The sequence below is a fragment of the Emticicia soli genome (assembly GCF_037860775.1).
Lineage (GTDB): Bacteria > Bacteroidota > Bacteroidia > Cytophagales > Spirosomataceae > Emticicia > Emticicia soli.
Genome location: NZ_JBBEWC010000003.1, coordinates 341,099 through 363,110 on the forward strand (window position 1 = coordinate 341,099; position 22,012 = coordinate 363,110).

General features: G+C 39.9%; 18 protein-coding genes and 1 tRNA gene. 9 read left to right on the plus strand and 10 right to left on the minus strand.

Annotated features, from left to right (window positions below):
• Positions 1-40: 40 nt before the first annotated feature.
• From purH to WAE64_RS04940, 4 genes are all read right to left on the minus strand, one after another.
• A complete protein-coding gene (gene purH, locus WAE64_RS04925) occupies positions 41-1,561 on the minus strand; it encodes a bifunctional phosphoribosylaminoimidazolecarboxamide formyltransferase/IMP cyclohydrolase (RefSeq protein ID WP_340235115.1) in 1,521 nt (506 codons plus the stop codon).
• Positions 1,562-1,928: 367 nt separating this feature from the next.
• On the minus strand, positions 1,929-2,480 hold the full coding sequence (locus tag WAE64_RS04930) for a cob(I)yrinic acid a,c-diamide adenosyltransferase (RefSeq protein WP_340235116.1): 552 nt from the start codon (positions 2,478-2,480) through the stop codon (positions 1,929-1,931).
• The gene (locus WAE64_RS04935; RefSeq protein ID WP_340235117.1) at positions 2,480-4,993 is read right to left on the minus strand and encodes a hypothetical protein; all 2,514 of its coding nucleotides are present in this window, start codon (positions 4,991-4,993) and stop codon (positions 2,480-2,482) included. Before WAE64_RS04935 ends, WAE64_RS04930 begins: the two co-directional genes overlap by 1 nt.
• The gene (locus WAE64_RS04940) at positions 4,947-5,969 is read right to left on the minus strand and encodes a hypothetical protein (protein WP_340235118.1); all 1,023 of its coding nucleotides are present in this window, start codon (positions 5,967-5,969) and stop codon (positions 4,947-4,949) included. The genes WAE64_RS04935 and WAE64_RS04940 overlap by 47 nt, the downstream gene beginning before the upstream one ends.
• A 168-nt stretch (positions 5,970-6,137) precedes the next feature.
• Between WAE64_RS04940 and WAE64_RS04945 the strand changes: the two genes are divergently transcribed.
• The 7 genes from WAE64_RS04945 to nusG all read left to right on the plus strand — a co-directional run bounded on the left by WAE64_RS04945 (position 6,138) and on the right by nusG (position 11,089).
• The gene (locus tag WAE64_RS04945; RefSeq protein WP_340235119.1) at positions 6,138-6,644 is read left to right on the plus strand and encodes a hypothetical protein; all 507 of its coding nucleotides are present in this window, start codon (positions 6,138-6,140) and stop codon (positions 6,642-6,644) included.
• A gap of 26 nt (positions 6,645-6,670) precedes the next feature.
• The gene (locus tag WAE64_RS04950; protein ID WP_340235120.1) at positions 6,671-7,864 is read left to right on the plus strand and encodes an S-adenosylmethionine:tRNA ribosyltransferase-isomerase; all 1,194 of its coding nucleotides are present in this window, start codon (positions 6,671-6,673) and stop codon (positions 7,862-7,864) included.
• 66 nt (positions 7,865-7,930) lie between these two features.
• Positions 7,931-8,635 carry a porin family protein gene (locus tag WAE64_RS04955; RefSeq protein WP_340235121.1) on the plus strand — a complete coding sequence of 235 codons (705 nt, stop codon included), beginning with the start codon at positions 7,931-7,933 and terminating at the stop codon, positions 8,633-8,635.
• Positions 8,636-8,784: 149 nt separating this feature from the next.
• Positions 8,785-10,104, plus strand: a complete 1,320-nt coding sequence (gene tyrS / locus WAE64_RS04960; RefSeq protein ID WP_340235122.1) for a tyrosine--tRNA ligase — start codon at positions 8,785-8,787, stop codon at positions 10,102-10,104.
• Between the two features lie 130 nt (positions 10,105-10,234).
• A tRNA-Trp gene (locus tag WAE64_RS04965) sits at positions 10,235-10,305 on the plus strand.
• Positions 10,306-10,331: 26 nt separating this feature from the next.
• A complete protein-coding gene (gene secE / locus WAE64_RS04970) occupies positions 10,332-10,514 on the plus strand; it encodes a preprotein translocase subunit SecE (RefSeq protein WP_340235123.1) in 183 nt (60 codons plus the stop codon).
• Between the two features lie 23 nt (positions 10,515-10,537).
• On the plus strand, positions 10,538-11,089 hold the full coding sequence (gene nusG / locus WAE64_RS04975; protein WP_340235124.1) for a transcription termination/antitermination protein NusG: 552 nt from the start codon (positions 10,538-10,540) through the stop codon (positions 11,087-11,089).
• A 55-nt stretch (positions 11,090-11,144) separates the two neighbouring features.
• On the opposite strand, the gene WAE64_RS04980 is transcribed toward nusG, so the two are convergent.
• The 6 genes from WAE64_RS04980 to WAE64_RS05005 all read right to left on the minus strand — a co-directional run bounded on the left by WAE64_RS04980 (position 11,145) and on the right by WAE64_RS05005 (position 17,502).
• A complete protein-coding gene (locus WAE64_RS04980; RefSeq protein ID WP_340235125.1) occupies positions 11,145-12,386 on the minus strand; it encodes an RNA polymerase sigma factor in 1,242 nt (413 codons plus the stop codon).
• Positions 12,387-12,436: 50 nt separating this feature from the next.
• Positions 12,437-12,790, minus strand: a complete 354-nt coding sequence (locus WAE64_RS04985) for a YciI family protein (RefSeq protein WP_340235126.1) — start codon at positions 12,788-12,790, stop codon at positions 12,437-12,439.
• 113 nt (positions 12,791-12,903) lie between these two features.
• A complete protein-coding gene (locus WAE64_RS04990) occupies positions 12,904-13,605 on the minus strand; it encodes a hypothetical protein (RefSeq protein ID WP_340235127.1) in 702 nt (233 codons plus the stop codon).
• 327 nt (positions 13,606-13,932) lie between these two features.
• The gene (locus WAE64_RS04995; protein WP_340235128.1) at positions 13,933-14,328 is read right to left on the minus strand and encodes a hypothetical protein; all 396 of its coding nucleotides are present in this window, start codon (positions 14,326-14,328) and stop codon (positions 13,933-13,935) included.
• Between the two features lie 6 nt (positions 14,329-14,334).
• Positions 14,335-16,455 (minus strand): hypothetical protein, encoded by a 2,121-nt coding sequence (locus tag WAE64_RS05000; protein ID WP_340235129.1) that lies wholly within the window; start codon positions 16,453-16,455, stop codon positions 14,335-14,337.
• 126 nt (positions 16,456-16,581) lie between these two features.
• Positions 16,582-17,502: an alpha/beta hydrolase fold domain-containing protein gene (locus WAE64_RS05005; RefSeq protein ID WP_340235130.1), complete on the minus strand. Its 921-nt coding sequence runs from the start codon at positions 17,500-17,502 to the stop codon at positions 16,582-16,584.
• Positions 17,503-17,732: 230 nt separating this feature from the next.
• Between WAE64_RS05005 and WAE64_RS05010 the strand changes: the two genes are divergently transcribed.
• Both WAE64_RS05010 and WAE64_RS05015 read left to right on the plus strand, forming a co-directional pair.
• Complete coding sequence (locus tag WAE64_RS05010) at positions 17,733-20,453, plus strand: DUF1553 domain-containing protein (protein ID WP_340235131.1); 2,721 nt, start codon at positions 17,733-17,735, stop codon at positions 20,451-20,453.
• Between the two features lie 12 nt (positions 20,454-20,465).
• Positions 20,466-21,932, plus strand: coding sequence for a DUF1501 domain-containing protein (locus tag WAE64_RS05015; protein ID WP_340235132.1), 1,467 nt, complete (start codon positions 20,466-20,468; stop codon positions 21,930-21,932).
• Positions 21,933-22,012: the final 80 nt, after the last annotated feature.

Here is a 22,012-nt window from a genome sequence, read left to right on the forward strand (position 1 = left end):
TGCGAGTATAACCGTGGCACGCTGTTTTATAAGATATGTATTAATGTAAGAAGTGCCTTACACCTGTTAATACCATTGCAACACCATTGGCATTACAGAAATCAATTGATTCTTTATCACGGATAGAGCCACCCGGCTGAACAACCGATGTAATTCCTGCCTCGTGTGCAATCTCTACACAATCAGGGAAGGGGAAAAAGGCTTCTGATGCCATAGCTGCGCCTTTCAAATCAAATCCGAAAGTATTAGCTTTTTCTATGGCTTGTCTCAACGCATCAACACGTGAGGTCTGGCCTACACCACAGGCTAATAGCTGTCCGTCTTTGGCCAACACTACGTTGTTAGATTTCAGGTGTTTACATATTTTCAGTGCAAACTCCAGTGCTTTTACTTCTTCTTCGGTCGGCGCTTTTTCGGTAGCTACTTTAAAATCTTTGCCTGTTTCAATAGCATTGTCTTTATCTTGTTCCAAAACACCATTTAAAAGCGTACGGAATTGTTTTTTGCTTACTTCAACAGGTTTTCTGATAAGCAGACGGCGGTCTTTTTTCTTTTTCAATATCTCTAGTGCCTCTTCATCAAACGATGGCGCAATCAATATCTCAAAAAACAATTTGTGTAATTCTTCGGCAGTAGCTACATCAACATTGGCATTGGTAATAATTACCCCACCAAAAGCCGATACAGGGTCACAAGCTAGTGCATTTACATAAGCTTCTTTTACTGTCGGAGCTGATGCTACACCACAAGCGTTGTTATGTTTTATAATTACGAAAGATGTCTCTTCAAACTCATCAATCAAACGCACACAGGCTTCAACATCCATTAAGTTATTGTAAGATAACTCCTTGCCATGAATCTGGTCAAACATCTGGTCTAAATCACCATAGAATGTAGCTGCCTGGTGTGGGTTTTCGCCATAGCGAAGTGCCTTTTGTGGTAGCGCTGCAAAGTTTTGTGTTTTGGTGTATACATCACCACTGAAATACGCATGAATAGCCGTATCATATTGCGAACTCATGCCGAAACCTTCCATTGCATAGCGGCGGCGGTCTTCAAGGTCAGTACCGCATCCTTTGTTTTGCAATATTTCAAATACATCATCGTATTGGTTACGTGACGATACAATCAGTACATCGTTAAAGTTTTTGGCTGCTCCACGAATCAAAGAGATACCTCCGATGTCGATTTTTTCAATAATATCTTCTTCGCTTGCGCCAGAAGCAACGGTTTCCTGAAAAGGATATAAGTCTACAATCACTAAATCTATTGACGGGATTTCGAACTGAGCGGCAGTTTGTATATCTCCTTCGTTATCTCTGCGGTATAAAATCCCACCGAAAACTTTTGGGTGAAGTGTTTTCACACGTCCGCCAAAAATAGATGGGTAGCTTGTCAGGTCTTCTACTGCTGTTACAGGTATGCCAAGGTCTTCAATAAAGCTTTGCGTGCCACCTGTCGAGAAAATCTGCACGTTGTGTTCATGAAGGAGTTTAACTATTTTATCTAAGCCGTCTTTGTAGTAAACCGAAATTAGAGCCGATTGTATCTTCTTCGCCATTTTGGAATGATTTTTGCAATATATTATACGTTAATCTAAAGGTCTCGTGCCAAACTATTTAAGTGCTTGACAAAAAAACGAAAGTGCAAAATTAATGCTTTTTTGGAATACGACAGCATTTTTCGAAAAACATTAAAAAATACTGTGTATTGTGCATTAAATGATGGTTTTTCGGCGATTTACTATTACTGAAAATAGTTTTGTTAGAAGAATATTTCTCGAAAAAATACAAATTTTATTTTAGAACTAATATCTGGCAAAGTAGTGGAGGAACGATATCCTCGCTACTGAGCGTTTCTATACCGAATGCAAGTTTTCGAAAGGGGGCTTGCATCTCTTTTTAAACGGTACCAGAATTATATTTTTTCTACATTCTCGGCTTCCATGTAATTTCTTCACTGCCCAATTCTTGCGTCATTTTACGAGACAACACAAACAGATAATCCGAAAGGCGATTCAGATATTTTACAATCATCGGGTTTACCTCTTCTTCGGCTGACAGGCGAATTGCCAAACGCTCTGCTCTGCGGCACACAGTTCGGGCCAGATGCGCAAACGAAACAGATTGGTTGCCGCCCGGCAATACAAATGCACGTAGGGGCATGAGCTCAGTATCCATCTTATCCATTTCGTTTTCCAGCAATGTAATGTCGTCGTCTATCAAACTTGGCACAGGCTTCTTTCGTACCTGCTCCGGTTCAGAGGCTAAATCAGCACCGATGGTAAATAACCTATCCTGAATTTCTTTTAATAAATCTCGCCGAGACTCATTAATGGCCTGGTCTCTTACTAAACCTATCCACGAATTAAGTTCGTCAACTGTGCCATAGGCTTCAATCTTTAGGTCTCCCTTACTTACTCTTCGGCCGCCTACAAGTGCGGTTGTGCCTTTGTCGCCTGTTTTGGTGTATATTTTCATTATTTACCTGCTAAAAAATCGTTGTAAGTACTACATTCCTGAATCAATTGGTCTTGATAATCAGTCTGGCTATATTTCGTTTTCAGCAAATTGAAATAGGTAGAGTATTTGTCTTTTCTGAGTTTTTCAAGTGCCAGTTTTATTTCAGTTTCTTTTTTCTCTCGCTCAGCATCAGGAAGCAGATAAATGTCTGAATCTTGCATAGCATAGTATGCCAGCTCATATCTGATTTTCTGGCATGCAGCAGCTAAATAACAAGCCTTTGCAGCAGATTCAGTGTCAGGCGCTACATTCATGGCTTTATCAAAATAGAAAAGTGCTTTTTCGGAAGTATAGTAATCATCTGATTCATTTTTTTCTTCACTTCCGCTCCATGCCCTGCGAAGCAGAATCCAGCTATTGCCAAAGTAACCTATATTATAACTGGCACAACCCAACAAAATCCAACTTTGGTAATCTTTAGGGTTTTTGTTTACATTCTCTTGCAATTCAGCCATTCGTGTTGCAAAAGATAATGGCGTAAATTTTTGTTTCGGATTAGCGTCTCCAAGCCCGTTCAGATGAAAAGGGTTTACATCTAAATAGGTCTTGAACGGCTCGGCTTGCCATACGGCAGGCGAAATATTTTTCCATGCGTCACGGGCTTTGGCGTATTGCTGCTCAGACAAGGCTCTGCGGCCTAAAACCAAATAAAGATAATTATTATCAAAACCCCTAAGTTTCATCAAACGCTTATCAAAATCGCTTGGGTTATTTTTTGCAAAATAATTGAGCGTATAATTAATAGTCGCCGACGACGTAGAGTCTTCAATGGCATATTGGTCGGTGCTGCTCATAAAAGAGGCGGTTGAGGTCCAGCCATCATATTGTTTCGAGTAGCCTAACTGGTAAGAGGCCAACGTAGACATAATAAATGCCTTGGCTCTGTTTTCGGGTGTTGCTGCTGTAACAAAGGTTATTGTTGAGGTTGCTTCTTTTGTAGGTTTCTCTTCTTTGCCAAAACAACCTGAAAGCCAGCCTAAAGATTTGGTCTCTTTAGCCGCTGTTTCATTTTTGGCAGAAGCCTGATTTGTGCCTTCCGAAAACTCATCGGGTGCTTCGGTACCTAAGTATTTAGCCGCCATAATCTTACAGGCAGCATTGAAATTATTAGCAATACGGAATTTATCGGAGCGGGCAAGACGCTCTAGCAATGATATTACTTTTTGTTCCATCGCCGGTGTTACCTCGGGCGACTCGTTTACTGCCAGTATCATTTCTTGCATGGCTATCTGGTCTTGTACACCTTTATTGCTTGTCGGAATCGCCTTTGCTTTTTGTAATAATTGATTAGCTGTTTTGTAATCTTTGGCAATAAAAGTAAGATAAGCCGCTGCGGTGTACCAGAAAGGCGATTTTTTCAACTCAGGTTTCTCGGCCGACTCAAGCGAAAAGGCCAGTAACTTATGGAAATAGTCAGGAGCATTGGCTTTCAGATTTACTTTTTTCAGCGAATCCAATGCCCAAAGAGTATATTCCATGTCTTTCTGTGTAGTAAAGAAAAACTGTTCGTTCTTATTAATCTCACGCGCCATCACAAACTCAAGCATAGGATGCTGAGGGTCTAAACTCCGTATTTCTTCCAACATCGGCAGCGCATCCTGAAAAGGCAAAACAGCCGTTGCTGCATATACATTGGCTTTTTCGGTATTGGTTTTGCAGAGTTTCAGCGCTTCGTCTTTGAGTTTTGGTAAAAACAGTCGTAAACTCAGGTGAGCCGCATATCTGCGTGTAGAAGCATTGACAAAAATCTGAGAGAAATGATAATACGCCTGTACCGAATCTTTGGCGTGCCTGTAAGCCCCAGCCATGCGAGAGTAAGCCAAATCGCTGATAAAGGTTTTTTGAGCAAAAGGTCTTACCATTTTATTGTATAACTCAATACTCTTTTGCGGAGTTGCGGCCATATCAGCTACTTTTACAGCCTGATATGCCAAACGCTCTTTTATAAAATTATCATTGCTCTGCTTATATTTTGTTTCAATAGTTGTGAGCAATAAATCATAGTCGGTAGTGTTTACTTTTTGAGTATCCGGGCCATCATAACCTGCCAGATTCAGGTCGGCGCTCTCTATCTTTTTGGCGAGTGCTAAATACTCAGCTGCTTCGGTTTTACCTTTTTGTTGGAGCGCATTTGTTAAACCCATAGCAGCAGTAGCACCATAAGCTGGGTACAATTGCTCGGTTACGGTTTTTTCAGATACGCCTGCGTAACTCGCCCAGGCTTTTGTATTTTCTATTTGGTCTATTGGCAATGGAGCTTCTTCATTCCAATTCCAGTCGGTATCATATAAAAACTGTGCTGTGAAGTTATATGTATGAAACTGCGCTTCGTTAGCTGCACTCTCGGGTGAAAAAAAGCTCTTGAATTCATCAAAATCAAAAGGCATAGGCCCACAGGCCATCAGCAACAAAATGATGATAGATTTAGTACGGTAACTCAAACGAAGAGAAGATTTCTTGAAGTTGCTCATGGCCATAGTATGAAATAATATCTGGGTCTAAATAATAGAATGCAAAGGTAAGTTTTTGTGTGGATATTTGCTTGCGTAAAGCCTTTGTACCTTTTAAAAGTTCATCCTGATTAAGCTCTTCAGCCCGAATCATGTCTCCTTTGCGTAGCGATATACCAAAGGCTTGTATATCATGCTGTACGTAGTATTTATTATCTTCTTTTTTTAGGAATTTTTGTTCGTCCAGGGTGTTGGTATCGAGCTTATTAATAACAGTCATGAAACGGTTATTCCGATAAAAAATTGCCCATCTGAACAAGGGAAAAACTAAATCTAAGGCCAACGGATATTGGCTTAGGGTAGCAGTATATTGCGATGCTGCGTTGAGGTCGTAAATAGAGTTTTTAATCTGGGGTTTCTTCCAGTCCGACATATTATAGAACATCAACATCCCTCTGTCAACAGGTGGAATACCTGTTTTATGGGCAAACTTAATCTGGTGAAGCCTGATAGTAGCCGAAAGCGTTTTGCCCTGGCAATACTGGCGGTATAAATCAAGAAATTTAAAATACTTCAACCTTGTGCTTATAGTCCAGTCGCAATCAAACTGAATCTCGTTATAAGGTTTATTTGTCCATACATATTTTATCTGCTTTTGTATAAAATTGGCCAATGTATTAAGCGAAGTATCAGGAATATTTTTAAACGTTTGATTAGTAATAAAAACTACCGGAACACAGGCCATTTTTGCAGGTAAACTATCTTTGAAAACCGTTGGTGCTTTCAGCATGGGTTTTTTGGTGCTGAAATTCCAGTCTACATCAAAAGCCTTGATGTATAGCTTATTTACGCCACAAGTATCAAGCGTTTGTTTTTCGTAAGAGCTTATCTGAAAAGAAGATTTCCAGTAATAAAATGCCCTTGTTACCGCTTTAGGAGGTGTGTCGGCTCCGCAAGCCTGCATAAGTAAAACAATAAAGAACAGATAAAATCGCATGGAACTTGCCAGACAGAAAAATTTACCAAATATACAAATCTACCGAATGAAATAAGTTTTTTGATAAAAATCTAATTCTCTGCGTAACTTTGCAGCCTCGTGCTACACAATAGGTTTTGTTTTGTTAGTTGTTTATAAAGTAGCATATAAACAGAAAACTACCCACTAATGTCAATATCTCATATATTCTTTAATTTATTGCGCAGAGTATCAATGCCTTTACTGGCTATTACTTTAATTGCTTGTTATTTTATTTTTCCTGACGATGTGGCCGTTCATCATACTTCATCGGGCAGGCCAGATGATTTTATCAGTAAGCAAACACTTTTTTATGTGGCCTTCGGGATTATCATAGGCATGAATCTTCTACTGAATTTATTAAGAACACAGATACAAAAGATAAATTTTGCCAAACTCAATGCCAATAGCGTATGGGCTGCAAATCCGGTAGCTCTAAAGAATCTTTTAGATGCGTGGTTCAGTGCTTTGATTACCTTTATGAATGCCTTTATGATTGTGTTTCTAATAGCATTAAACCGTATCAACCGCACAGAAGACCAACACCTTGATATTAATTACGACTGGGTTACAGTTGGTGGAGCAATAGTATTGCTCATTATACTTTTTTATTTGCCTATCCGCTTACTTTATACTAATCCGGCTAAGGCAGAATAAGCCATTCAGATTAAGCTTTTTGATTTATGATAACTTTAGATTTAGAGAAATATACGTATCATTTGCCAGATGAACGCATAGCCCGATTTCCGGTAGAGCCGAGAGATACATCTAAGTTATTGGTTTATAAAAATGAAACTATTAAAGAAGATAGGTTTTACAGGTTGGTTGAGCACCTGCCGAAAGAATCTTTTCTGGTTTTTAATAATACAAAAGTAATACCCGCCCGTCTTTTTTTTCAGAAAGAAAGCGGAGCTATTATTGAAATATTTCTGCTGAATCCGGTTGAGCCATCAACGGTAATATCGCAGGTAATGGAAACCACCCGAACCTGCACATGGGCTTGTATGATTGGCAATAAGAAACGCCTGAAAGGTAAGCTGGTTGGAACGCACACCATTCACACAGCCAACGATTTAGAACTGGTAGCTGAGTTGGTTGACAGCGAAAAAAACTATGTACAGTTTTCATGGAATAACCCTACACTTACTTTTGCCGAAATTGTGAAGTATTTCGGGCAGATTCCACTACCGCCCTACCTGAAACGCCAGACAGAAGAGAAAGATTACCAGACTTACCAGACGGTTTATTCTAAAAATGATGGAGCCGTAGCTGCACCAACGGCAGGGCTACACTTTACCGAAAAAGTACTGTTTGATTTGGTCGAGCATGATATCAACTACGATTTCATAACTTTACATGTAGGTGCAGGCACTTTTCAGCCTATTAAAGTGCAAAATGTAGTTGAGCACCAGATGCACTCTGAGCAGATTGTTTTTGATAAGGCATTTATTGAGCAATTGGCCCGAAACCTTAGTTTTGTGATTCCGGTTGGTACAACTTCGATGCGCTCACTCGAAAGTTTGTATTGGTTTGGGGTAAAACTTTTACAAGGGCAGAATACTTTTTTTATAGAAAAATTATTTCCGTATCAGCAGTCAGAAGTCATCAGTGCAGAGGCATCGATAAAAGCGATTCTTGATTACATGGATGCCCAAAACATAGCGCAATTGGTTGGAGAAACCGAGATTTTTATATTTCCGGGGTATCAGTTCAGAATTTGTAAAGGCATAATTACAAATTTTCATCAGCCCGATTCAACTTTAATTCTGCTTGTAGCGGCATTAGTAGGCGATAATTGGCAAAAAATTTATGATTTTGCGCTAGAAAATAACTTTCGTTTCCTTAGTTATGGTGATTCTTCGCTATTGATTCCGTAATTTTGCCAATCAAAATTCGTTATGGTTAAAAACCACTATTCTAAAATATCATTTTACTATTCGCTGATGAAACAATTATTTAGTCAAAAGCATAAAAAAAATACTTTTTTCTGGGGATTCACCTCTTTGCTTCTTTTTGTTAGTTTGCTGTCTTCGGCTCAAATAAGACCTCTCAGCCAATATGGTTTTAAAGTAGGAACAGGCATTTCGAAAACTGTTATTATCGACAATCCATCGAACATTATTCCTAAACTTAGAAATGATTTTAACATAGGGGTATTTTATCGTCGTAATTTCAATAAATTCAGTATTCAGCCTGAGTTATACTATCAGGTAAGAGGTGGTAGCTTTAAGGCTTCAACCAACTTTGCCGAAACCGGTAATACAATTTTAAGAAACCACTACCGATACATAAGCATACCGCTTCTTTTTGGCTACGAAATAGCCAAAAATGTATCTCTTATAGCAGGGCCTGAATATGGCTATGCCGTAAACGCAGGTACAACCCGTGGGCCATACAATGCCAGCGACTTTAACCTTGTAGGTGGAGTAAGAATCGATATGCTTGACATAGCACATTTGTTTAGTATCAATATTCGCTATGTACATGGGCTTTCGAATACTACTAACAAGTCTTTTACCCCAACAGGAAGCACTACGCCTATTCCGATGACTTTCCAGAACCGTACGCTACAGATTTCGGCTACCTATAATTTCAGCGATTATTATAACTGGTGGAAAAAACACGGTGATCGCAAAAAAAAGAAATAAATTAAGAACGAGGAAACAATGATTTGTTAAATCGTTTGTAAGTTTGCAACGAAATTAGTGCCACGCCCATTAAACAGCGTGGCACGCTTATTAAATATACGTTTTAATATTTCCCGTCAGATGCGGGCGTGCCGACGAATCGGTTGAGTATGAACTTTATTGAAGAATTACGCTGGCGTGGAATGCTACACGATGCCATGCCCGGTACAGAAGAGCAACTGAACAAAGAAATGACAGCCGCCTATATTGGTTTCGACCCAACGGCTAAATCATTACATATTGGTAACCTTGCTACTATTATGTTGCTTAAGCATTTTCAGTTGGCAGGGCATAAGCCTTTTGCTTTGGTAGGAGGGGCAACCGGTATGATTGGCGACCCATCTTTCAAGGCTGCTGAGCGTCAGTTTTTATCAGAAGATACACTAAGAGAAAACCAGGAAGGTATTCGCAAACAATTATCTAAATTTTTAGATTTTGATTGTGGCGAAAACTCTGCCGAAATCGTAAACAACTACGATTGGTTTAAAGAGATAGGTTTCTTGCAGTTTTTGCGTGAAGTAGGAAAATACCTGAGCGTAAACTACATGATGTCGAAAGATTCGGTAAAGAATCGTATGGAGACAGGCATTTCTTTTACTGAGTTTTCGTACCAATTGTTACAAGGCTACGATTTTTATTGGTTATATAAAAATAAAAACATCCGTCTACAAATGGGTGGCTCTGACCAATGGGGGAATATTACTACCGGTACAGAGTTAATCCGTAGAAAAGAAGCAAAAACCGAAGTAGAAGAAACCGATACTGAAGGCACCGGCTCTAAAGCATTTGCTTTAACTACTCCGCTGGTAACAAAAGCTGACGGGACAAAATTTGGTAAGTCGGAAGGGGGCAATGTTTGGTTAGACCCTAACATGACATCGCCCTTTGAGTTTTACCAGTTCTGGCTTAACCAGACCGATGCCGATGTGGCTCGTTTGTTGAGAGTGTTTACACTTTATACAAAAGCCGAAATTGAAGAGATTGAAAAACAACATGCTGAAGCGCCGCATTTGCGCATTGCTCAAAAAGCATTGGGTAAAGACGTAACGATTCGTGTACATGGTGAAGAACAATACGACTTAGTAGTAAAGGCATCAGAGGTTTTGTTTGGCAAGGCTACGCTAGAAACATTACAGAGCCTTGATGAAGCTACCTTTACAAGTATTTTTGATGGAGTACCACAAACAGAAATTTCGAAAGAAGAGTGGGATACCTGTACAAATGTGTTAGATTTGATTTCGGTAGCTACTCGCAACGAGGTATATGCCTCTAAGGGCGAAGCACGCAGAGCAATACAAGGTAACGGTGTGAGTATCAATAAAGTAAAGATTTCGGACGAAAAACTGGCTTTATCAGAACTTCAACTTTTACAGGGCAAATATTTGCTTGTAGGTAAAGGTAAGAAAAATCATATTGTAAAAGTCAGCTAAGGATTTAAAGCAACTTGCAAAGAAATAATAAATATTGTTGAAGAATATTTTCTATTTTTGTTGCGTTGGGTTTGGGAAGATTAAAAAAACTGTCTATCTTTGCATCCCCAAAGAATTTTTGGCAGTGTACACGGGCATAGTATAAGGGTAGTACGAGGGTCTCCAAAACCTTTGGTCTGGGTTCGAATCCTGGTGCCCGTGCAAGTATTTTTTGAACATAAGATTTTATGCAACAATTTTTCAAAAACTCTTGGGAAGAAGTAACCAAAGAGGTAACATGGCCAAAGTGGAGTGAGTTACAGTCGAGTGCAACGCTTGTATTGGTAGCCTCTATTATTTTTGCTTTGGTTGTAGGCGTAATTGATTTTCTGATTGAGAACGGTCTCCGTTTGTTTTACCAATCAGTTTAAAACCTTTAATTTTTGCTAACGATATGAGCGAAATCAATTGGTATGTTGTAAGAGCAGTTTCGGGGCAGGAGAAGAAGATTAAATCCTACATCGAAAATGAAGCCATTCGTCGCAAATTAAATGAATTGGTTCCTACAATTTTAATTCCATCTGAGAAAATAACAGAAGTACGTAACGGTAAGAAGCGAGTACGTGAGAAAAGCTTTTTTCCGGGATATATTCTTATAAATGCTGACCTGAATAACGGGGAAGTATTGCACATGATAAAAAGTATGCCAGGTGTTATTGGCTTTTTGGGCCGTAACAATGGTACTTCAATGACTCCGGAGCCTCTTCGTCAGTCAGAAATAAATCGTATTTTAGGAGTACAGGAAGAAGTAATTGGAGAGGTGATTTCTCCGTCATTGAGTTTCACAAAAGGCGAGAACGTAAAAGTAATCGATGGTCCTTTTAGTGGATTCGATGGTACAGTAGAAGAAATCAACGAAGACAAGAAAAAACTAAGTGTAAGCGTAAAAATATTTGGCCGCAGCACACCTGTAGAACTAGGATACGTACAAGTAGAGAAGATGTAAATCAAAATATTATTCGAACTCGGTCCCTGTTGCGCAAGCAACGGGGATTTTTGTTTTACGGGGTTTTCTGCAGCGTCTCAATCTGTTTTTGTATTACTTGCTTATCAGCCTTTGTGCGTGCTAAATCATAGGCTTTCTTAAAGTTTTCTTTAGCTTTTAGTACGTCAATATCTTTGTACAATTCACCTAATAACGTAAAATAATAAGGGTTATCAAGAAGCTTGAGTTTTTCGGCTTTGGCAATAGCTATGGTTTTACCGTGTACTTTCGAGACTGCAAAGGTTCTGTTAAGCGCAGCAATAGGGGAGTACTCAAGTATAAGCAATTGATTATAAAGATGAAGGATGTTTTCCCATTTCTCGGGTGTATCGGCCTTAATTGTATGCCAATACCCAATGCTGGCTTCGATATGATATTTTGATAATTGACTGCCTTGTGAAGCCTTGTGCAAAAAATAAACTCCCTTTTCAATGAGTGCTTTGTTCCAGAGACTTTCGTCTTGGTCTTGATACAATATTATCTCACCATTTGTATCTTTTCGGGCTTCAAACCTTGATGCATGAAAACACATGAGGGCAAATAGTGCGTTTACTTCGGGCACATTAGTTGATTCATTTTCAATCAGTAAATAACTTAATCGCATGGCTTCCAGGCAAAGGTCGTTGCGGAGTATGGTATTCTGGCTTTCAGAATAATAGCCTTCGTTAAATAATAAATACAGTGTTCTTAAAACAGCGTCTAATCTTGGGCGTATAGCCGTTTCATCAGGAAATTCAATGGCTACTTTTTCGGTTCTTAGTTTTTCTTTAGCTCTGAACAAACGCTTATTAATAGTTTCTTTATTGCTCAGAAAAGCATTAGCGATTTCATCGATACCAAAACCGCATAAGATACGGAGAGCCAGACCGATTTGTGCTTCTACTGTAATAGTAGGGTGGCATATAGCAAACAACATTTGTAGCTGACTATCATTGATGTTTTTATCTGACAAATCAATTTCAATAGCTTGGCTTTCTTGTGTTTCATGTGTGATTTGCCTTGCTACTTTGTTGGCAAAAATATGGTTTCTTGTAATGTAGTTCCGGGCTTTGTTTTTGGCAACGTTGTATAGCCACGCTGTAGGATTTGGTGGTACACCATTATAAGGCCACGATTCGGCAGCAGCCAGAAAAGTATCAGAGGCAATATCTTCGGCTATTTCTATGTGCTCAATCCCCATCAGTTTCGACAAAACAGTCGTAATTTTTCTGAATTCGGTTCTGAACAAATGCGGTATAAGTTCTTGCTGTGAGTTCATAAAAAGCTAAAATAAAAGCCTCTATACAAGTGTTAGAGGCTTCTGAATTTTTAGTGAGCACCATCGCCTTTAGCAATTTTTCTGACTTCTACTGTATTACCTTCGCCTTGTAATACGGGCGAGCCTTTGGCAAATTCAACAGCTTCGTCAATAGATTCGGCCTTTACAATAATATACCCACCAATTGTTTCTTTAATATCACCAAATGGGCCATTGGTTACAATATTATTGTGCCCCACAACTCTGCTGCTTTCAAGTGGCAAGCCATTACCGCCTACATATTTATTTTGAGCAGCTATTCCGCCAATCCAGTCCATAGTTTGTTTCATCCAGCTTTGCATTTGTTCCGGCGATGCTACTTTGCCGCCATCTTCGTGTCTGAAAATCAACATGTATTCGTCCATTGCTTTAAAAAATTTAATGTGAGAGATTGTTTTTTAATAGCATATCAAATGAACTTCAATAGATTGGACAAGGTTTGGAAAAAAAATAATAAGTTTTCAGTACCTGATTAAGGTTACTTCTTATACTTACTCATTCTAAACTTGCGGATATTCTCACCGAATCGGATATTTTGTAGATTATTGGCCGTAAGAAAAAACTCTGACTCCACATAGCCCAGTATGGTCATAGCACTGCTGGGATTTATCTTGGCATTTACTCTATCAAAAGCGCAGTCAGAACCAATCATATAGTTGCAAGACTTGTTAGTGGTAAGGTCTAGTTGCTCAATTTCACAGGCGTTTAGTCTTATATAACTGCTTCGGCTATCTATTTTCATATATGGCGCACTGAAATTGGAGAAAAAAGTCTGAGTGGCTTCGCCCGTGTATGATTTTACCACAGGTGTATGAATATACATTTGCCTGTTAATAGGGTTTTCTTTGCTTGATTTGGGCGTTTTAAAACTATGGATTACAAGGGTATCGCCTCTATAACTCATTTCAACATATTTTATAAATGTATGGTGAATCTCAATCTGAGGTTTTTCGTCGGCTTCAAAATACACTTTTACGGGGCCAAGGTCACAATTTATTACAACATGCCTAAATGCCTGCAACGGTATTTTTTTGTAGGGCATCTTTGGCGCAATAGAATCATATTCGGCAACTCCTTCAATGTCTTTTGTTTGCTTGGTTAAGCCTGAATAGTACCAGGTACTAAGGGCAACTACTGCAATTCCTGCAACAATTAGTAACCATTTATATCTATTTGCCATTTTCTGTGTTTAAACTCAAATAACAAATAAAGAGATTTTTACCTAATAAAACTAGTAACAGTTGTTGGCTAGTATCTATTTTTAGCTTCAGGCTTAGTATAAGATAACTATTTCGATAAGCATGGTCTATGCCTTTTACAGAGTTAATTACCTTAAAAGTAGGCAGGTAGGCATCAACTTGTTTTACCAAGTTTGCATTTCTTCTGGTGTTAACTTCGGCAGACCACGCAGCTTTAGCATCTTTGAGGAGTATTATGCTAAGATGTGAAAAATAAAAAAAGCTACCCTAGCGGGAGTAGCTTTTCAAGCATAAAAGTAAACTATTTTTTATTCTTTTTGACCTTCTTGAGGAATATTCGGCTGTACTATGTTTGCTTGTGGTTCTTTGTCTCGTGCTGCTTTAGCCTCACTGGCACTCATTTCGCTGGCAAGACCTAATTTTGGTTTTGCATTAGCTATGCCAGTATTAGCCGCAGGAACAGGTGAAAAAAGAAATTTCATGCCTTCTACTGTCCCTTCTTTTAGTGCTTTTGCAAGGCTTGAACCTTCAAAGTTTTTCTTAGATATTGAATTGCCAACTTTAGGCGGTGCATATTGCCAGCCCGGAACTCTATTGTTTTTGATTTGACTGCTCAAACTCTCTCCAGATTCGGTTGTTTGTGCTTTCAGGTTTATAGAAAGCATGAGTATGGCTGCTAAAGTAATATAAAAATTCTTTTTCATGACTTCTTATTTAACGTTTACTAATACATTTATTTTACTAATGGTTTCAGAGTTAAACTCTTGTAAGGCTTTACCTAATACCTGGCCTACTTCTACTCTGCTTCTATCAGCTTTCATGGCTACGCCTGGTTTAGAAGAAGTAACCAGTAAATCACCTCTTTTAATAGGGCCGCCTTCAAGACAAACCTTGGTTGGAATAACACCAACAACACCCATAGGAACTTTACCTGATAAATCTGAATCAATATCTTCTTCGGTAAGTAGTACGCCCGGTTTAGTAGCATATACACCCGCTACCAGCGTAGAATAAGGTTCAGTTGATTTTTCTACCGTACGGTCTTTATCAACCGCAATTACCAGTACGTCGCCAGGTTCAAAATCATCCACCGAACTACTCACATCAAATGCTTCTGCAATATCAGCACCACTGTTTTGAGTACCACCATTAAAGAATCCTTTGCCGGCTTTATTGATACGAACTATGTTAGCACCTCCACTCTGAAAAATAGCCAGATTCCCACTTGAGCCTGTATGATTCACAAGTAGATTTGTGCCTGTACCTGCATTGCTTATTAATAGTGTTTCGCGTGAATTTGATGTATTAAAATTAGAAAAGCGGCCTGCTCTACTAAGAGCATAGTTAGGTGTCCAACCAAAAATAGCATTTCCGTTTCCATCAGCAGTAGCTTCTATACCATCACCTGAGCCTCCTGCACTGGCTGTTACTGCATTTCCATTACCCTCTGTAATAACTAATACTGCCGGACCATTACCAGATGGATTTGATGCGTGAAACAAACCTGCATATCCACCAGTACCCGAAGAAATTCCATAGACTCCTGCTGTGCCGAAGTTGGCAAAAATACTATTCACTTCTCCTTTCAAAGCTGGAGATGTACCTGTGGTTCGGTCAACTTTTGCATTGATAGCTGTACCATTACCTACAGTTTTTACTGAAACTACATCATTTTCATTATCTTCATTAAATATTTCAAATCTACCTGCCCTGCCTGTTGCAAAAGAAGGTACCCACGCATAAAGTGCATTACCCGCACCATCAATGTTAGCTTCTACCGCATTACCATCTTTGCCTGCGTTGGCAGTAATGGCGTTTCCATTACCATCTGTTAATGCTACAAGTGCCCGCCCGTTTCCCTGTGGATTTGAAGCATGAAATAAACCAGCAAACCCACCTGTCCCTGATGAAATACCAAATAAGCCTGCAGCGCCAAAATTACCAAAGATAGTCTTTACTTCAGACCTTACTCCGGCTGCTACGCTATATGTATTGTCTACTAAAAAAGAAGCGGCATTACCTTGCGTATTATCAGGGATATTTCCATTGCCATTGGTTTCTACTTCAAATGTATTGCCTGTGGTATTGTCTTGATTATAGTTCTGGAATCTACCAGCTCGGCCAGTACTGTTGTTTATACCTACCTGCCCAAATACCCCTATACCTGTACCTGAAGTACTACTAGCTACAAACCCTCTTACACCATAACCACCACCATCATTACGGCCTACTACTGCTCCGGCAATATTACTTGTGGTTCTACCTACCACAGCTTCTCCGGCACCATTATTATCGCCAACAATACCTGCCGAAGTTTGAGCGGTTGTAATACCATGTACCGAAAAGCCACCACCTGTATTACTAATTACTCCTACACCTGAGCCAAGGGCTTTAAGATTAGCAACCGGACCATTCCCTACTGTAGAAGCATTTATTACAGGATTATTGTTTGTATTAACACCAATACCGAAATTACCTGCAATGTTATTGGTAGAATAAGCAGAAAGCCCGATACCTGATGTACTTTGTGCATATACCCCAACGCCACCTGCACCTGTTGCATTGCCAAATATACCAATACCGGTTGGGCTTATGCCATAAACCCCCCAGCCACCTGAATTATGACTACCATAAACACCAATACCTGTACTATTTGTACTATTATTAATACCTCTGATTCCGGCTGAAAAGCCCCCTGCACTACTTGAAGACATAATACCTCTAATGGTAAAATCTGAGGCCGTAGTACTAGGATTCGTTGCTTCTATTCTTTGGGCATAAACAGCATAGGTGCTTATCGCGTAGATGAGCAAAAGCTTGATTTTTTTCATTGGCTATCTAAATTTTTTTTGGTAAAATTAGGGACTCATGATGCTAGCATACAATTATAAGTGTAGAAAAATTAAGCAATTTTTACTGAGTGGTCGTTTGTTGCTTATTTCGTGGTATAAAATGTTTTAACGTAGCTCAGTGTTTAAAAAAGCAATGATTTTATCTTTGATAGCGGCTTGGTCAAACATTTCGCCATAGTGAGGGGCATTTGCTACAATAATCACTTCATTTTTTACCTTACTTAAAGTAAGCCATGAACTCAGTAATTTAGATTGTGTAGGTGGTACAGATTCATCTTTCTCGCCATGAATAATAAGAAACGGAGGGTCGTTTTTATCGACATAGCTAGCGGGGCTGGCAATCTTAGCCAAATCTGGTCTATCTATGGGCGATGCACCTAATAATGTACTCACAGCATCTTTCTGAGTCACTTCTTGCTGTGGTTTCAGCATAGCTAAAAAATCGGCAGGGCCATAGAAATCAACCACTGCACTTATCTTAAATGATTTTTTGGTTTTAGGCGCATAAAACGAAGTTACCTGATTGTTGTGAGATAAAGCCAGAAGTGAAGCCAGATGGCCTCCGGCCGAAAAACCTATTAGGGCTATTTTGTTTTTATTATAACCGTATTTAGCAGCATGCTGGTAAAGAAACTCAAGTGCCTGGTTACAATCTTGTATCTGTGCCGGAAAAACAGCATCGGTGCTGAACCTATAATCGATAGAGGCGAGGGCAAAGCCATTGTTAAGTATAGCTCCGATAGTTTTTTTCATATAGCCCATGTCGGCATATTTATCGTTGTGTGTCCAGGCGCCACCATGTATCCACACAACCAGCGGCATATCTGCCTTGGCATTGACCGGAATATAAATATCTAGCAGATGCTTTTTGAGTGTATCGTTTGCATACGGCACATTGCCATATAGCTTTGTGTCAGGCGGGAAAAACGAGATTACCTTATTAGTAGCTTGGGCAAATGTTAGATGCGCCAAAAGAATGAAACAAAACGATAGCGTAATGCTTTTGCTGAACAAATGGAGGTTCATAAGTAAAGGTGAATAGATTGAATAGTAAATATAGCTTAAAATACTCATCAAATGCTTGTTTCTGGAATTTCTGACGCAAATTATTTACTATCTCCTTTAGATTATATCCAAAATCATTGCTTGTATATTTTACAAATAATATCAAAAAAGTACAAGAAAAAAACAGGAATGTAGTGGCTAATGGTAAGACTATAAACTAACTTTGTTAGATATTTATGGCTTAAACACACATGCGGATTCGCTTTTTTATTATATCAGCTCTTATTGTTGCTACACTTTCTATTGGTTGGAGCTATTTTAACGATGGTTCGGCTGATACCGTCGATTACAGTACACAAGTAAAGCCAATTCTCAACAAACATTGTATCTCGTGTCATGGAGGTGTAAAAAAGCAAGGCGATTTCAGCCTTTTGTTTCGTAGTGAAGCACTGGCTACAGCAAAATCAGGGAAACCTGCTATTATACCTTTTCACCCCGAGCAAAGCGAATTTATCAAACGTCTTACCCATACTGACCCCGACGAACGAATGCCTTATAAAGCAGCCCAGTTGAGCCAGGAAGATATAGCTATTCTTACGCAATGGGTAAAAGAAGGCGCTAAATGGGGCGACCATTGGGCTTATGTAGCTCCTAAAGATGTAAAAGTGCCTAACAAAGGGATTTTTGCCGGACTATTCAGCTTTGATAAATGGGAAAAAAACGATATTGACTATTTTGTAAAGGCAAAGCTCGAAGAAGAAGGTTTATCGCCAGCCAAAGAAGCTGATAAGGCAACGCTTGTAAGAAGAGTATGTCTGGATATTGTCGGGCTTCCGCCAACGGCAGAGCAAATAAAAAAATATGTAACAGGTGAGGGCAATTATGAGCAACTGGTTGATGAATTATTGGCATCAAAGCAATTTGGTGAGCGTTGGGCGTCTATGTGGCTCGATTTGGCTCGTTATTCAGATAGCAGGGGGTATCAGAAAGATAATGGACGGACTATCTGGCGTTATCGGGATTGGGTGATTGATGCGTTCAATGCCAACATGCCTTTCGACCAGTTTACTAAAGAGCAATTAGCAGGAGATTTGTTGCCATCGCCTACTAAAAATCAGTTAATTGCTACGGCTTTTCATCGGAATACGATGAATAACGATGAAACAGGCACAGTAGATGAAGAGTTCAGGGTTGCGGCTGTGATAGACAGAGTAAATACTACTTTTGATGTATGGCAGGGAACTACGTTTGCCTGTGTACAGTGCCATAGCCACCCTTATGACCCATTCCGCAATGAAGAATACTATAAGATTATGGCATTCTTCAACAATACCCGTGACGAAGACACACAAGACGAAGCACCTAATTACCGTGAGTTTTCGGACGAAGATGAGCAAAAACTAGATAGTCTTACACATTGGATAAAGAGCAATCTAGGTAATGAAAAAAGTAACTATTATAATAAGCTGGTAAGGAATCTGGAGCCTCGCCATCATGCACATTATGCCGATAATTACGTAAATGGGGCTTTGCTGGGCGATAGAAATATTGGTTTAAGACATACAGGTACTTGCCGATTGCCAGGTATAAAACTAGACAACAAAACCACTTTTTTGATTAGCTACGCCAATAAGAATGTAGGTGGCTGGCTTGAATTAAGAAAAGGGAGCCCTACCGGCGAAATTCTGACAAAGCTTAAATTGGATACTACCGCCAGAAATAAACTGCTTTTTATTCCGATTAAAGCTACTAAAGGAAGGCATGATTTATATCTGGTAGGCACAAACAGCCGCCTGAAACCTGAACAGGATGTATTTTCGATAAACTGGTTCACTTTTCTGGAGGATTTCCCGAAAGGAGAACCGAAAAAATTTGATGATTTTAAATATCTGCTCACAGCCAAAACGCAGAATACACCTATTATGCTCAAAAGTGATGATGATTATGAGCGTAAAACCCATGTTTTTGAAAGGGGTAACTGGTTAGTACATGGCAAGGAAGTTTACCCCGATGTACCTCGTTCGATGAACCCTTTCCCGAATGGTGCACCAAGAAACCGATTAGGTTTGGCAGAATGGCTGTTGGATAAAGATAATCCGCTGACGGCTCGTACAATGGTTAACCGTTTCTGGGAGCAGTTGTTTGGGATTGGCTTGGTAGAAACCCTCGAAGATTTTGGTACACAGGGCTCTAAGCCATCGCATACAGCATTGCTTGATTTTCTGGCTATCAAGTTCAGAGCCGACTACAAATGGCAAATGAAGCCATTAATTAAATATATGCTTATGTCGGCAACTTATCAGCAGGCATCGGTAGGCAGTGAAGGCTTAGCAGCTAAAGACCCACAAAACAGGCTATTGGCACATGGACCGAGAATCCGGATGAACTCTGAAATGGTAAGAGATCAGGCACTAGCAGTAAGTGGTTTGTTAAGTACCAAAATGTATGGTAAACCTGTAATGCCCTATCAGCCTGATGGTGTGTGGCAGGCGGTTAACAGTAACCTTAATTATAAACAAAGCGAGGGCGAAGACCAGTATCGCAGAGCCATTTATACTTTTGCACGCCGCACGGGGCCGTATCCGCAACAGATTACTTTTGATGCCCCAAGCCGTGAGATTTGTACACAAAGACGCATCAGGACAAACACGCCTCTGCAAGCTTTACAACTGCTCAACGACCCTGTGTTTGTCGAAGCTTCTAAAAGTATAGCTATACAGATGCAACATAATGCATCAACCATTGATGAACAAATTAACTGGGCGTATCGGCGTATTTTCATACACGATGCTCCTAAGCCAGACCGTGAGGCACTTAAAAGATTGTATCAGGTATCCTTAGAAGAATTTAAAGCAAAACCACAAAATAGTAAAGCTTTTCTGAAAGAAGAGAAGCAACAGGCAGAAACGGCAGCATTAACTATTGTAGCCAATGCAATTATGAACCTTGATGAATTTGTAACAAAGCAGTAAAACATAAAAACAATGAATCTCTTTCAGGAAGTAAGCGAAGCAAATTTACAGGCTATTAAACGTAGGCATTTTCTGAAACAATGCACTACCGGAATAGGTATGATGGCTCTGGGCTCGCTCACGAGTTGTTTTAATACTACCAAAGATTCGTTGATTGATAATCCACTATTGCCGAAGCTCCCACATTTTGCCCCAAAAGCCAAGAGTGTTATTTACCTGCACATGGCAGGGTCTCCATCACAATTAGAGTTATTTGATTATAAACCTGCTCTGGAAAAATGGCATGGCAAAGAATGCCCCGAAGAATACCTGAAAGGCAAAACCTTTGCGTTTATCAGAGGTGTACCCAAGATGCTCGGGCCACAAGGTAAATTTGCGCAGCATGGGCAGTCAGGTGCCTGGATTTCGGATTATCTGCCGTACTTTCAGAATATGGCCGATGAAGTATCTTTTCTGAAAGCCATGCACACCGACCAGTTTAACCATGCTCCGGCACAATTGTTTATGCAAACGGGTAGCCCGAGGTTAGGGCGACCGGGTATGGGCGCATGGGCCACCTATGGTTTAGGCTCCGAAAATCAGAACCTACCGGGTTACATTGTACTTACTTCTGGTGGTAAATATCCCGAGGGAGGCAAGAGTATCTGGGGTAGTGGTTTTCTGCCATCAGTGTATCAGGGCGTACAGTGCCGCTCGAACGGTGAGCCTGTTTTGTATGTCAACAACCCCGAAGGCATTAGCCGGGATTTGCGCCGAGAAGCCATTAATACAATTAATGAAATCAACCAGCGCCAGTACGAAGAGTTTAAAGACCCTGAGATTCTGACACGTATTTCACAATACGAACTGGCATTTAATATGCAAATGACCGTGCCCGAAACAATGGATATTTCGAAAGAACCGCAGAAAATCCATGAGTTGTATGGTACAAGCCCCGGACAAACCTCTTTTGCTAATAACTGTCTGTTAGCCAGAAAAATGGTAGAAAACGGCGTGCGTTTTGTTCAACTCTACGATTGGGGCTGGGATACGCACGGCTCTAGTAAATCTGAATCTATAGAAGGTGCTTTGTGGGAAAAATGCCGCCAGACCGACCAGGCTATGTCGGCACTCTTGCTTGATTTAAAACAAAGAGGTCTGTTAGAAGAAACATTGGTAGTTTGGAGCGGCGAATTCGGCAGAACGCCGATGCAGGAAAATAGAGATAATAAGCCTGCACCATTTTTAGGACGAGACCACCACGTAGAAGCTTACACAGTATGGATGGCCGGAGGAGGTATAAAGAAAGGCTTTACACACGGAGAAACCGACGAAATTGGCTATTATGGAGTGAAAGGCAAAACACATGTACACGATTTGCAAGCCACTATTCTGAACCAACTAGGGCTGAACCATGAAAAACTGACCTATGATTTTCAGGGGCGACCATTCAGACTAACAGATGTTGGCGGCAAAGTAATTAATGAAATAATTGCTTGATTCGCTCATACTCATTCCTATAAATAAGTAGCAGCACAATAGATGTGTTGCTATTTTTATGTTCTATCTTTGCAAAGATT